Annotated in this window: 12 protein-coding genes; 9 read left to right on the top strand and 3 right to left on the bottom strand. The window is 42.0% G+C overall.

What is annotated here, in order from left to right; translation table 11 throughout:
• Window positions 1-84 precede the first annotated feature (84 nt).
• Window positions 85-1131 carry a Gfo/Idh/MocA family protein gene (locus tag G626_RS0101350; RefSeq protein ID WP_022930999.1) on the bottom strand — a complete coding sequence of 349 codons (1047 nt, stop codon included), beginning with the start codon at window positions 1129-1131 and terminating at the stop codon, window positions 85-87.
• 172 nt (window positions 1132-1303) lie between these two features.
• Between G626_RS0101350 and G626_RS0101345 the strand changes: the two genes are divergently transcribed.
• The gene (locus G626_RS0101345; RefSeq protein WP_022930998.1) at window positions 1304-2062 is read left to right on the top strand and encodes a hypothetical protein; all 759 of its coding nucleotides are present in this window, start codon (window positions 1304-1306) and stop codon (window positions 2060-2062) included.
• 135 nt (window positions 2063-2197) lie between these two features.
• Here the strand turns inward: G626_RS0101345 and G626_RS0101340 are convergent, their stop codons facing one another.
• A complete protein-coding gene (locus G626_RS0101340) occupies window positions 2198-3217 on the bottom strand; it encodes a glycoside hydrolase family 130 protein (protein WP_022930997.1) in 1020 nt (339 codons plus the stop codon).
• A 165-nt stretch (window positions 3218-3382) separates the two neighbouring features.
• On the opposite strand from G626_RS0101340, the gene G626_RS0101335 reads away from it, so the two are divergent.
• Entirely contained in the window at window positions 3383-4480 is a 1098-nt protein-coding gene (locus G626_RS0101335; protein WP_022930996.1) for an SGNH/GDSL hydrolase family protein, read from the top strand.
• Here G626_RS0101335 and G626_RS0101330 read toward each other — a convergent pair.
• Window positions 4455-5483, bottom strand: a complete 1029-nt coding sequence (locus tag G626_RS0101330; protein WP_022930995.1) for a LacI family DNA-binding transcriptional regulator — start codon at window positions 5481-5483, stop codon at window positions 4455-4457. The two genes, G626_RS0101335 and G626_RS0101330, sit on opposite strands and share 26 nt — an antisense overlap.
• A 338-nt stretch (window positions 5484-5821) precedes the next feature.
• On the opposite strand from G626_RS0101330, the gene hisIE reads away from it, so the two are divergent.
• From hisIE to rpiA, 7 genes are all read left to right on the top strand, one after another.
• Entirely contained in the window at window positions 5822-7117 is a 1296-nt protein-coding gene (gene hisIE / locus G626_RS0101325; RefSeq protein WP_022930994.1) for a bifunctional phosphoribosyl-AMP cyclohydrolase/phosphoribosyl-ATP diphosphatase HisIE, read from the top strand.
• 79 nt (window positions 7118-7196) lie between these two features.
• On the top strand, window positions 7197-8564 hold the full coding sequence (gene hisD, locus G626_RS0101320) for a histidinol dehydrogenase (RefSeq protein ID WP_022930993.1): 1368 nt from the start codon (window positions 7197-7199) through the stop codon (window positions 8562-8564).
• Window positions 8561-9136 (top strand): peptide deformylase, encoded by a 576-nt coding sequence (def, locus tag G626_RS0101315; protein WP_022930992.1) that lies wholly within the window; start codon window positions 8561-8563, stop codon window positions 9134-9136. Before hisD ends, def begins: the two co-directional genes overlap by 4 nt.
• Window positions 9137-9147: 11 nt before the next feature.
• The gene (fmt, locus tag G626_RS0101310; RefSeq protein ID WP_022930991.1) at window positions 9148-10098 is read left to right on the top strand and encodes a methionyl-tRNA formyltransferase; all 951 of its coding nucleotides are present in this window, start codon (window positions 9148-9150) and stop codon (window positions 10096-10098) included.
• Between the two features lie 27 nt (window positions 10099-10125).
• Window positions 10126-11217 carry a PASTA domain-containing protein gene (locus G626_RS14940; protein WP_022930990.1) on the top strand — a complete coding sequence of 364 codons (1092 nt, stop codon included), beginning with the start codon at window positions 10126-10128 and terminating at the stop codon, window positions 11215-11217.
• Window positions 11218-11298: 81 nt separating this feature from the next.
• Window positions 11299-12801, top strand: coding sequence for a type I 3-dehydroquinate dehydratase (locus tag G626_RS0101300; protein WP_022930989.1), 1503 nt, complete (start codon window positions 11299-11301; stop codon window positions 12799-12801).
• A 77-nt stretch (window positions 12802-12878) separates the two neighbouring features.
• Window positions 12879-13604, top strand: coding sequence for a ribose-5-phosphate isomerase RpiA (rpiA, locus tag G626_RS0101295; RefSeq protein ID WP_022930988.1), 726 nt, complete (start codon window positions 12879-12881; stop codon window positions 13602-13604).
• Window positions 13605-13649 lie beyond the last annotated feature (45 nt).

Here is a 13649-nt window from a genome sequence, read left to right as displayed (position 1 = left end):
TTTAATTCCTTAAAGATTGTGTTGTCATGCTGAACTCGTTTCAGCATCTATGATATAGATCCCGAAATAAATTCGGGATGACGGTTAGGCTTCCCATGGATATTTAAAATTCCAGTCTTTTCTCAGTGTATCCATCATATCAATTAAATCTTCTGATTTTTTGAAGGTGTGTACGTCGGATTCTGTTTTGCCTGCGAGAATAAATTCTGTTGCGTGGGCGCATTCATATTCGTAGCCGTTTACTGCAAAAGGCTGGCGGATTTCGCGAACTACTTCTGAGTCTCCACCCCAGATGTTTTTGTAAACGTGAACATCGGCTTTCTGTGTGCAGAAAAAGTTTTCTACTGTGATGTAACCCTTTGTTCCGTAAATTACAGCGTCATGAGTTGGCACTGTAGAAGGCAGGTCCATGGCATCCTGGAAGGAGGTTACAATTCCATTTTCGAAAGTGAGGTTTACGCTGTTCCATGCATCAACTCCTTTGAGCATACGCACTGCAGAACTTTCGGCAGTTATCGGTGAGAAGTCTGCAAGCATCATGGCAAAGTAAATATTGTAAATGCCAAGGTCCAGCAATGCACCGCCAGCCTGTCTCGGGTCGTAGTTTCTGTCGTCAGGATCATAAGGATTTCTGTTGCAGAAACGGGAATCAATATTCTGAATCTGGCCGATTGTTCCGGCCGCAATTTCACGACGGATTTCTGCAATTGCCGGATTAAAAGCCGTCCACATTGCTTCCATAAAGAAAAGCTTTTTTTCGCGGGCAAGGGAAGTCATTTTATCCAGCTGGTCGCGTGAACAGCCGGCCGGCTTTTCACAAAGCACGTGCTTTCCGCCCTTAAGACAACCCAAAACTGATTCGAGATGGAAGGCATGCGGATTTGCAATATAAACCGCATCAACTTCCGGGTCATTATAGAGTTCTTCGTAGCTGCCATAGGCTTTTTCAAAGTTCCATTTTGCGGCGAAGTCTTTGGCACGTTCAAGGTTACGGCTTGCTACCGCATATAAACGGATTTTACTTCCGTCGATAGTTTTAAGTTTTCCGTCTTTAATTCCATTCATCGCTGTTGCCATAGCGTTGGCAATGCGGCCTGGGGCAAGAATCGCCCAATTAACATAGTTTTTCATATTAACTATTATACCACGGCTTAAAATATAATGGTGAACAATTCTCTATTATAATTGGAAGGAAAATATGTGCAGATTTTCAAAACAGATATTATATCAATTTAAAATATAACAGGATTTTAATATATTGAATAATTACTGATTTAGATTATACTGAAATCAGGAGTGTACTATGAATAAAATTAAAAAAATCTTTTTGACTTTAACTTTGATGTCTCTGGCATCCGGATTTATTTTTGCTCAAAATGAGCTTCCGTCTTTTGATGGAAATGGTTTTGTAATTGATGCAGATGCTGTAGAAGGAAAATTTAAAAGTCATCTTATAGTTATTAATAAAAATGATGCAAGCCCTTTAAATGTAAAAGTTTTCGCTTATGAAAAGAATGACTGGAAGGAAATTGATACTGCAGTTTTTAATTTCTTTGATGATGAATTGAATATTAAGCCGAGTAAGGATATTAAGCCTTCAGATTACCGTTTCTTTGCAATTGAATTAAATAAGGATGTAAAGGCTTCTTACAAAGCAGAAAAAAATCATAATGATCTTGTAATTGAAATCAGAAATGAGGGAAGTGATTTAACAAAGCCTGCAATTCCAACTTATACGGGAAATCCAAAAGCTTTCATCTTCGATTTATATTCTGTTGAGGATGGTGAAGACGCTGATGAGAATATGAAACTCAAGGGAAAGTTTCCAACAAAAAGTAGAACAGGTTTCTGGGTTTTTGCATATGATAAAAGAACTCACGAATGGATAGAGTTTGGTACTTCTTACATCGAAAGGAAAAATGATACAGACTCTGTTGAAGGGAAGAACAATGATTTGGGTAAATACAGGTATTTTGCAATAGAATCTATGGATGGCACTGAATATAATTACGAGCCTGAAGAAGATGATGATGATTTGATCGTTACTGTTACATTACCGTAAGGGACTGGGGGCGTTACGGGGGCTCCGCCCCCGTAGGGTGGGTAGCGTAAGACCGCCGAAGGCGGGCTGAAGCGAGGGAGGGGCTCCTCCCTACCAAAAGAGATTCCCGCGTCAAGCGCGGGAATGACACGGAGATTAGAATCTGCCTTCGTCTTTGTCGAGGCTGTTCAGTTCGTTGTGTTCTTTTACGTACTTAACAGCTTCGTCTACTGTTGTGAAGCAGAGGCCTACAACTGTGTCGGCACAGCCGTAGTAAATTGCAATGCGGCCTGTTGCCTGGTCGGTGAGGGCTGCTACAGGGAAGCAAACGTTGTCTACAAAGCCTGTTGTTTCGTATGGAAGTTCTGGTGTAAGCATGTAATTCTTGCAGCGGTATTTTACGATTGATGGAGTGTCATGGTCGAGGATAGCTGCAGAGAATGAATAAACATAACCATTACAAGTCTGGCAAACTCCGTGGAAGAAGAGGAGCCAGCCTTCGTCTGTTTCGATAGGAGCAGGGCCTGCACCAATTTTGAGGCCTTCCCACCATGCTCCGCCGCCTTTCTGCATTACGAGTCTGTGTTCGCCCCAGTACTTCATATCTGGAGAGTAAGAGAGGAGAATATCACCGAATGGTGTATGTCCTGAATCTGAAGGACGTGAAAGCATTGCGAATTTTCCCTTTATCTTTTTAGGGAAGAGAACTGCGTTGCGGTTGAATGGGAGAAATGGATTTTCGAGACGTGTGAAGTCTTTAAAATCTTTTGTACTTGCAACTCCAATGCTTGCTCCGTCAAAATCTCCACACCACATGATATAGTAGGTATCATCAACTTTTACACAGCGAGGATCGTAAGCATAGTATGGATCGTGTGGCTTTCCATCTGGATCATGCATGTGGATTTTTTCGCGCTGGAATTCCCAGTGGATTCCGTCTTCTGAGTCACCCAGGTAAAGGAAAGGATTTCCTGTAGGATCTTCTGAACGGAAAACTCCCTTAAATTTTCCTTCCCATGGAATTACTGCTGAATTGAAAATACGTGCCATGCCTGGAAATGGATTTCTTCCGATTACCGGGTTAGCGTCATAACGCCATACTGGAAGCCAGCAGTCTGCCGGTTTGTCCTGCCATGGAATGTTTGGTAAATTACCACCGCTGATGATTTTTGCCATAATATGCTCCTTGAATTAATATTCGTTGCCTCTAATGTACTGCTGACTAGTCAGATTGTCAAGAAAAATTAAGTTAATTAGGTAAAATGTATTAAGTTAAATTAAGTAAAATTAAGTTAAAAGTAGTGTTTGAGATTTATAAAAAAATAAGCTATACTCACACACATGAAAAATTATCCTGTTAAAGAAGTTAAAAATATCCGGCTGCTTGGCCGTAATGTAGAAGGCGGCATTTGTAAAGACGGAGCAGTTCGCCTTTTCTGGGCGGGTGCCAGTCTTGAAGTTGCTGTAAAAGCCCGCGAAGTCTGGGCAGAAATTTCCTGCAATTATGATTTTCACGAAATCTGGCTTGCAATTGAAGTCAACGGTTATCAGATTTCCCGCTTTATTGCTCCTAAGCGCCCAACCTGGGTTTGTCTTGCCCGTAATCTCAATCCTGAAAAGGAAAATCTTATTTCCATTATAAAAGATACTCAGCCAATGTCTGGTGATAATCTTCATGAACTTAAAATTACAGGCCTCAGACTTGATGATGCAGGCGAGTTCTGTACACCAAAAACTCATGACTGCAAAATTGAGTTTATTGGCGACAGTATAACTTCCGGCGAAGGGCTTGCCGGAAGCCCTGATGAAATGGACTGGATTACCCAGTGGTTCTGTGCAAGTAAAACTTACGCTGCTCAGCTTGCAAAGAAAATGAATGCAGACTGGTCTACAATCAGCCAGTGCGGCTGGGGACTTTGCTGGGGCTGGGACGGAGATGTAACTTCGAATATCCCTATGTATTATTCTCAGGTTTGTGGAGTTCTTAATGGAGAACAGCAGCAGGCTCTGGGAACCTGTGATGTAGTTCCTTACAACAATGGTGCCGATTATGTAATTTTGAATCTTGGTACAAATGATAATTCTGGCTTTAAAAGTCAGGCTGACGGAAAGGGTGCCGCAGGTGTAGCAGGGCAGGCAATTGTAGCCGAAGTCAAACGCTTCCTTGGTGAAATCAGAAGATATAATCCTAAGGCAAAAATTATCTGGACCTGGGGAATGATTCCTATTGATATTGTTCCAGCACTGATTCAATCTGGAATTAAGGAATATATTAAAGATTCTGCTGATATGGATGTATATCCGCTTGAGCTTGAGGGCATGGATAAGCTTGAAAAATCTGATGAAGATAAAGGTTCAAGAGGTCATCCGGGGCCTCTGACTCATAAAAAGGCTGCTGAACGCATTTATGAGTTTATAAAGACTTTACAGAATTCCTGATAACAAGGCTGCCGCTTACTAAGTGGCGGCCTTTTATATATGGCTGGCCTGTGATTTTACTGATAATCAGTTCTGCTGCCATACGGGTAGAATCTTCCGGCTTTATGTAAACTGTAGTGAGCTCTACGGAAGGCTGCTTTTGTGGCAGGTAGTTATCAAAACCTGTAACAGAAATATCCTGGGGAACCTTGTAGCCTTTTTCTTCCAGGGCTGTAATAAGATTCGAGGCTGTTTCATCGCAGTTGCAGACAAAGGCAGTAGGCATGTTTTTTGCCGGCGGTAAGTTGATTTTTATAAGGCTGCCGTTTTCATCCCTGTCATTTATTATATCATCACTTGAACAGCTGAGCTTATGCTCCAGCATGGCTCTTTGAAAACCCATAAATCTGTCTGAAATAGAAGTGGTTGCTCCAAAGTTTCCTACAAAGCGGATTTTTTTGTGTCCCTGGGAAATTACATATTTAGTCATAAGATAAGAGCAGAAGTAATCGTCGTTGGAAACACTGTCGTAGCTCTGCTTTGCAGAATAAAAATCAAAAAGAATAAAGCTCTGATATTTTGTATTCAGTTCTTCGAGGTAAGCGTCACTGGTCTGTCCAAGAATAATCAGCCCGTCTACCTTATTGTCGCTGATAAGGCGGGGGAGTGACATGGCTTCTTCATCTTCTTTTGAAAGCAGCTCCATAATGCTGTAGTAGCCGCGGTTAAGAAGCTCGGTTGAAAGGGTGTTGAAAATATGCCAGTAAAAAGAAACGTTAGGCGAAAAGAAGCGGGAAGGGATAAGGATGCCGATGTTGCCTGTGCCAGAGGTCTTTGTTATAGCAGAGGAAGGGACAGCGGATTTTTTTATATGATAGCCCATTTGTGCGGCGATTTCTTTTATCTCTTGTCGAAGTTCATCTCCAACACCTTCTTTATCTGCGAGTGCTTTAGAAACTGTAACGGTACTTATATTTAATTTTGCTGCAATATCAGATAATCTGACTTTCTTCTTCTGAGCCATAAGTAAATTATAACTAAATTTAAGTAAAAAATAAAGAAATGATTTTTTTAATTTTTTATTTTTTTTTGTAACCTCTTATCCCTGGTGTGGTTATATTAGTGAACACCAAAGCAATACTAGATGAAATAAATACCTCCATAATTTTTTTTAAGACTGCCGTTTTCCTCCTTTCCCGGCAGTCTTTTTTTTATTAGCGGCGTTTAGGAAGTGGTAGACCTAAAAATTGCTTTCGCAATTTTTTTAACGGTCTGCTATTTAACACCGGCCGCCAGCGGCCTTACACATCTTCTATATAATAATTATTTGTATAAAGTCTGAAAATTTGGTAATATCACACTATGGTAATAGCTTCTATTGATTTGAAAAACGGACATGTCGTTCAGCTTAAGAACGGCAAGGAACTGGTTTTGCAGCGTGATGACGCTGATGCACTTATCAGCCAGTTTGACATGTATGGCGAAGTTGCTGTAATTGATCTTGATGCAGCTCTTGGAAATGTTGATGCAAAGGGAAACACTGTAAATACCCCTCTTTTAAAATCACTTCTCCATCATGGAAACGTTCGTACAGGAGGAGGAATCCGCACTGTAAAAAGAGCCCGCGAGCTTATCAGCCTTGGCGCAGAAAAAGTTATTATCGGTTCAAGCGCATGGAAAGCTAATCCTCAGCCTGGCGAGTCGGTTTTGAATGAAGACTTTTTGAACGAACTTGCTGCTGCAATCGGTAAAGACAGAATCATCATTTCTGTAGATGCTATAAACGGAAAAATTGCCGTAAAGGGCTGGACCGAAACTGTTGATATTCCTTTGATTGAAGGTGCAAAACAGGCCGAAAAGTTCTGTTCTGAGCTTCTTTTCACCTGTGTTGAAAAAGAAGGCTGCATGCAGGGCACAAACATGGATTATGTCCGCCAGTTGCGCGAGGCAGTTCATTGCCGTGTTGTTGCGGCAGGCGGTATTTCAAGCGTTGAAGAAATCCGCGAGCTTGAAAAGCTGCACTGTGATGTTCAGCTTGGAATGGCCTTGTATACAAATAAGGTTAATCTTACAGATTCTTTTGTTGCCTGCCTTGATTTTGACAAAATGCCTTTGATTCCTGTAATTGCACAGAGTGTAAACGGGGATGTTCTTATGCAGGGCTATGCAAATGAGCAGGCTGTAAGAAAAAGCTTTGAATGCGGTAAGCTTACCTTCTGGAGCCGTTCAAGAAATGAGCTTTGGACAAAGGGCGAGACAAGCGGAAATTTCCTTCAGTTAGTGCGCATGCGTGCTGACTGCGACCGTGACTGTATTCTTGCAACAGTTCTTCCTGTTGGACCTAGCTGCCATACCGGAAGCTGGACCTGCTTTACAAGTGACCCTGGCGAAAAATCGAGCATGGGACGCCTTTACAATATTATTGCAGACCGTTTTGCAAATCCAAAACCGGGCAGCTATACAGCAACCCTGGACGCAAAGCGTGTTCGCGAAAAGGTTGAAGAAGAAGCAGAAGAATTGTGCGAGGCAGATGGCCGCGACGAGGTTATCTGGGAAGCAGCCGACCTTATTTATTTTGTAAACGTGCTGATGTACAAAGAAGGCGTAACCTGGAATGACGTATATGATGAATTAGATAAACGTCACAAAGAAAAGTAGACCCTGAAACAAGTTCAGGGTGACAAAAACTGTACACGTCATGCTGAACTTGTTTCAGCATCTATCAAGGAGTTTTACAATGATTAATATACAGAAATATGCAGATGTCGAGCCCGATTTTTTTAAGGGCCGTGCCTTCGGCGAGTCGAACGAGGTTGTAACTTCGGTACTCGAAGAGGTTCAGAAACGCGGAGATGCCGCTCTCCGTCTTTATGGACAGAAATTTGATGTTGCAGTTCCTGCTCAGTTTGAGGTTCCTCAGGAAGAACTCCAGGCAGCCGCAGAAAAACTCAGAATAGAAAAGCGCGATGTTTACGACGCCATCGTTTATTCACACGACCTGGCCCTCCGCTTTGCAAAGCTTCAGAAAAAATCATTTAAGGATTTTGAAGAAGAACTTGAACCGGGACTCTTTACCGGCCAGAAGACAATTCCTGTAGACACCGCAGGCTGCTACGTTCCTGCCGGTCGTTTCCCTCTGGTTTCTACAGTAATCATGACAGTAACTCCTGCAGTTGCAGCAGGTGTTCCAAATGTAATTATGTGTACACCTCCTCGTGTTCACCCTGATGACAAGGTAAAGGCCGGAAAGTCTGGAAGCGGAATTCCCGGCAAGGCATTTGTAGGCGGTAAGCCTTATGCTGATGAAGGAATCATGGCTGCTGCCTATATCTGCGGTGTAAATCACCTTTATGCTGTCGGCGGTTCTCAGGCAATCGGTGCTATGGCTTATGGTACTGAGAGTGTGCCAAAGGTAGACGTAATTGTTGGCCCTGGAAATAAATTTGTAGCCTCTGCTAAGAAAGCTGTTTACGGCGTTGTTGGAATTGATATGATTGCAGGTCCTACAGAGGTTATGATTATTGCCGATAAATCTGCAAATCCTGAATGGGTTGCCGCAGATCTTCTGGCTCAGGCAGAGCACGATGTAGTTGCCCAGCCAATTCTTGTAACTGATGATATGGATTTTGCTTCAAAGGTAAGTGAGGCTATTGAAAATCAGCTTGAAACTCTTACAACAAAGGCTGTTGCCCGCCAGAGTATTGATACTTACGGAAAAATCATCATTGTAGATAAACTTGAAGAAGCAATTGAAATTGCTAATAAAAAGGCTCCAGAGCACCTTGAGCTTGCAATGGAAGAGGGAAGCCTGCGCAATAAAATTGAAAAGGCTGTTCACAACTACGGTTCACTCTTTATCGGTCACTATTCTGCAGAGGTTCTTGGTGATTATGCAGCTGGTCTTAATCACACACTTCCAACTTCGGGAGCGGCTCACTATACAGGCGGCCTCAGCGTAAGAAACTTCCTTAAGACTGTTACAACTCTGCGTGCCGAAAAGGGCAAGCCTGGAACTCTTAAATCAACTGCTGCTGCAGGTTATCTTGGAGATTCTGAAGGTCTTGCAGGTCATGCCCGTGCAGCCCGCATAAGAGGTGAAAAATGATTCTTGAAATAACAAAGCTCGGCGAAGAGATTTTACGTCAGAAGGCAGAACCTGTTGCCGAAGTAAATGACGAAATCAGAAAGCTTGCAGAAGATATGTTTGAAACCATGATTGAAGCAAACGGAGTAGGTCTTGCTGCTCCGCAGGTTGGCTTAAGCCTCCGTATGTTTGTTGCCATGGCAGATGATGATGTTAAGCGTGTATTTATTAATCCTCAGATTATCAAAACTTCGGAAGAGGTTGGTGAATATGAAGAGGGCTGTTTGAGTATTCCACAGGTATATGAATCTATTACACGTCCTGTACGCGTAACTGTTCAGGCTCTAAACGAAAAGGGCCGTCCATTTACTCTGGAAGCAGATGGACTTCTTGCCCGTATCATTCAGCATGAATACGACCACCTCGATGGTATTTTGTATATAGACCGCGGCGACAAGGCTTTTGCAGATAAAACAGAAGCACAGTTTAAAAAACGTGCAGAGCGTGCTGCAGAAAAAGCCCGCGAAAAAGAAGCCAAAGCCCGCAAGATTGCGGCTAAGCTTGCTGCTAAGGAAGCTAAAAAAGCAAAGTAGGATAGAATCGAATGATTAAGGTTTTATTTGCAGGAAGTCCTGAAGCGGCTCGTCTGACACTTGAAAGACTCTATGAAGCACAAAGCGCCTGTGCTTTTGAAATTGCAGGTGTGCTGTCTAATCCGCCTTCTGCAAAAGGCCGTCATAGGGATCTGATTCCGACTCCGGTAGCAGCCTTTGCAATTGAAAAAGGCCTTCCTGTTTTTACACCAGAGCATTTGGACAGCGCGGCTCGTGAATCAATCAGCCCTCTTGGTGCAGACCTTCTTGTAAGCTTTGCTTATGGACATATTTTTGGCCCAAAATTTCTGGCGCTTTTTCCGCTTGGTGGAATCAATCTTCATCCATCTCTTCTGCCAAAATACAGAGGCTGTACTCCGGTTCCTGCTGCAATACTTAATCGCGATAAAGAAACTGCCGTTACAGTCCAGACTCTCAGCCTTAAAATGGACGAAGGTGATATTCTTGCCCAGACTCATGTTGACCTTAATGGCACAGAAACTACAGAATCTCTCTTGAATTACTCTGCAGAAGAAGGTGCCCGCCTTATCTGCGAAGTTATAAAAGAGACTTGTGCTGCAGGTAAACTTCCTGCTGGTACTCCACAGAGTGGAGAAGCCTCTTATACAGGAATCATTAAAAAAGAGGATGCAAAAATTAACTGGAGCGAACCTGCTTCTGTAATTGAAGCAAAAATCCGTGCCTACTATCCGGAGCCTGGCTGCTGGTGCATGGAAAACGGAGCACCTCTAAAAATCCTTGAGGCAAAAACTGTTGAAAGCAAGTCAGAACAGTCAGAGGCTGGAAAAGTTATAGATTTTTCAAAATCAGAAGGTATTCTTATTCAGACAGGTGATGGACTGCTTGCAGTGCGAAAACTACAGCGTCAGGGAAAAAATGCCATGGATTATAAAAGTTTTATGAATGGGGCGAGAAATTTTCTCGGTACCGTGCTACAATAGAAAATCAGTTTTTATATAGAGGAAAATATGGACGATTACAAAGATTACGAAACTGAGGATAAAAAAGAATCAGGGGCTTCAAAAATCAAAAACTTATTCAAAAACAGAAAGAAGCCGCAGCTTACTGTTAAATTTTCTGAATCTTATGATAAATTTCAGTCAAGCATTCCTGCCTTCCTTATAATCTGTCTTTGTGCCTTTGCACTTATGTGCTTTGCCGCCTTTGCAATTTTCTTTATGAACGTAAAGGGGCCGGAAAAAGTTCTTGTTCCAAATGTTGAAGGAAAAAAGCTTGAAGATGCTTTACTTGAAATGCAGGTAAAGGAGCTTTATCCGAAAATCAGTTTGCGCTATTCAGATATTCCTGGTGATGAAGGAACTATCCTTGACCAGTCTCCGGATGCAGGTGCAATCGTAAAAGGTTACAGCCGTGTTTCTCTTGTTGTAAGCCGTGGTGTTATTGTAGATAAGGTTGATGAATATACAGGCATGAATATTGAAGACCTTCGTATGAAACTTCAGACTCTTTTTGCAGGTTCTACAAAACCTCTTATCGTGCTTGCAGAACCTGAGTATAAACCAGATGCTTCTGATGCCGGAACAATCCTCGAACAGGATCCGCCTGCAGGAACCAGAATCTCTGAGCCTGTTACAGTTCAGCTTGTTGTAAGCCGTGGTCCTAATTTTGAAAATACAAAGGCTCCATATCTTATTGGCCAGACTGTTAATGACCTTCTTCAGATTATTACCCGCAGCAAACTGGTATTTGATATTACATCCCATAAGGCAAGTGATGATGAAAAGCCTGGCACTGTTGTAGACCAGCAGGCCTTTGAAGATGAGTTTATTCCAAACTATACCCGTGTAACTCTTGAAATGGCTTTGCCTGCTGGAGAGTACAACGACAATATTTACGGAATCTATGAGGAAAAGGTTGCAGATTATCCATACCCTGTTCCAATGAAGATAGAAGCTTATCCTGCAGAAGGAAATTCTTATACTCTGCTCAGCTTTAATCATCCGGGTGGAACTGTAACTGTACCTTATGCTGTTCCAAAGGGAACAAGACTTGAACTTACAGTTGTAAATAAGGTAGTTTCTAAAAAGACTGTTAATTAAAAAAAACGTCATTCCGAACTTGTTTCGGAATCTCAGGTTATAGATGCTGAACCAAGTTCAGCATGACAAGAAGGGATTGTAATGAATCAGCCGCTGGTATGCATGACACTTACAGGTAAGACTCTCGAAGAGAATCTTAGGCTTGTAAAGAAGTATGAAAAATATATTGATTTAGTAGAGCTGCGTGTTGATCATCTTAATGAAGATGAGCAGCTTTCTGCCCGCCGCTTTCCGGCAATGATATATCAGCCTTGTATTCTTACAATCAGACGTGATATTGACGGAGGTCAGTTTACCGGTGGTGACTTTGCACGAACAAATCTTTTTGCCCGTGCCCTTGCTTTTGCAAATCCGGATAAATCAAAAAACTTTGCTTTTGTAGATTTTGAAGAGGACTTTCATATTCCAAGTATTCAGGATGCGGCAATGGCCTTTGGTGTTAGAATCATCAGAAGCTGTCATAATATGACTGAGCCGATTTTGAATATCCGTGAGCGCTGCGATATAATGCGTAAGACCGGTTATGAAATTCCAAAGATTGCTTTTATGCCTCATTCCCTTTCGGATGTTTTGAATCTTCTTAGGGAAGGTGAGGCAATGACCCAGTATGAGCATATTCTTTGTGCTATGGGGCCGGAAGGTTTTCCATCTCGCGTTCTTGCCAGTCGTACTAATTCCTTTCTTACTTATGTTTCGCCGGAAGAGGTTATTGAAAATACTAAGGCAATTGGTCATATAGATCCGATTACCCTGAATGATATGTATCACTTTAAATCAATCAATCAGGATACAACTCTTTATGGAATTACAGGCTGGCCTCTTGTAAAAACTTCAAGCCCTGAGATTCATAATAAAGGTTACGCTGCAAAAAAAATGAATGCAGTCTATATTCCTTTCCGTTCACCTTTGATATCTGATACTCTTTCTTTCTGTGAGGGAATTGGTGTAAAAGGTCTTTCTGTAACAATTCCTCATAAAGAATCGGTGATGTATTATCTTCATGAGCAGTCTCCCGAGGTTGCTCAGATTGGAGCCTGCAATACTATCGTACGAAAAAATAATAAATGGCTTGGTTATAATACTGATGCACCTGGCTTCCGACGCGCACTGGAAGAGTTTCTTGGGCCTGTAAAAATTAAGCATAAGAAGGTTGCAGTTATTGGTGCCGGTGGTGCAGCTAAGGCGATTGTATATGTACTTAAACAGATGGGAGCGCGTGTTTGTATTTTCAACCGTACAATAGAAACAGCGGCTCAGCTTGCAGAGAAGTATGGTTTTAATTACTGCCAGCTTGATCCGCATTGCATAGCAAAACTCGATGAGTACTCAAACCTTATTGTTCAGACTACTTCTGTAGGTATGAATTCTACTGGACCTAGTAATGCAGAGAATGACCCGATTCATTTTTATGATTTCAGGGGTAATGAACTGCTCTTTGATATTATTTATGAGCCTTCTACAACGCCGGTTATGAAAAGAGCTGCAATTGCGGGCTGCCGTGTATGTAACGGATATAAAATGCTTGAATATCAGGCCTATGAACAGTTTAAGCTGTTTACGGGTCAGGATTATGAAACAGTATAGATGCTGAAACAAGTTCAGCATGACAGGTCACCCTGAACTTGTTTCAGGGTCTTAAATATAATAACACGAGGAATAATATGCTTTCACAATCAGAACAGAAAACACTTGTTGCAAACACTGCCATTGATACACTTATTGAAAAAGGCTTGATTTTCAGCGGCATGAAAATTGGTCTTGGAACAGGTTCAACTGCCATGCCTGCTGTAAAACGCCTTGCAGAACGTATTGCAGACGGCACTCTAAAGGATGTAAAAGCTGTAGTAACCAGCTTTCAGACACAGAATGCCTGCCAGGATTACGGTATTCCTGTTTATTCTATGAATGACAGAATTATCGGTGGTCAGCTTGATCTTGCAATTGACGGAGCAGACGAAGTTGATCCAGACTGTAACTGTATTAAGGGTGGCGGTGCAGCACATGTTCGCGAAAAGATTGTTGAATACAATGCTAAGATTTTTGTTGTAATTGCTGATTCTTCTAAGTCTGTTCAGACAATCGGTACTAAGTTCCCGGTTCCGGTAGAAATTATCGGTGATGCAAGAGTTCCTGTAATGAATGCTCTTGCAGCACTTGGTGCAACTGCAGTTCTTCGTGAAGGTGTTCGCAAGGCTGGTCCAGTAATTACAGATAACGGAAATCAGATTCTCGACTGTACCTGGAAGGAGCCTATTAACGTTCCTGAGATGGAAACTAAAATCAATTCTATCGTTGGTGTAGTTGAAACAGGTCTCTTTACCCAGAATAAACCGATTGTATTTATTTCAAAAGAAGACGGTTCTGTAGAAATCAGAAACCTTAAATAAGGAATTGCCCCGTAAATGTTTCCCCCTTTTCCCCAGGAGTCTGCC

It is taken from the genome of Treponema bryantii NK4A124 (assembly GCF_000421345.1).
Taxonomy (GTDB): Bacteria; Spirochaetota; Spirochaetia; order Treponematales; family Treponemataceae; genus Treponema_D; species Treponema_D bryantii_B.
Note: the sequence above shows the minus strand (reverse complement) of the source record. Positions and strands in the feature narration are given on the sequence as shown.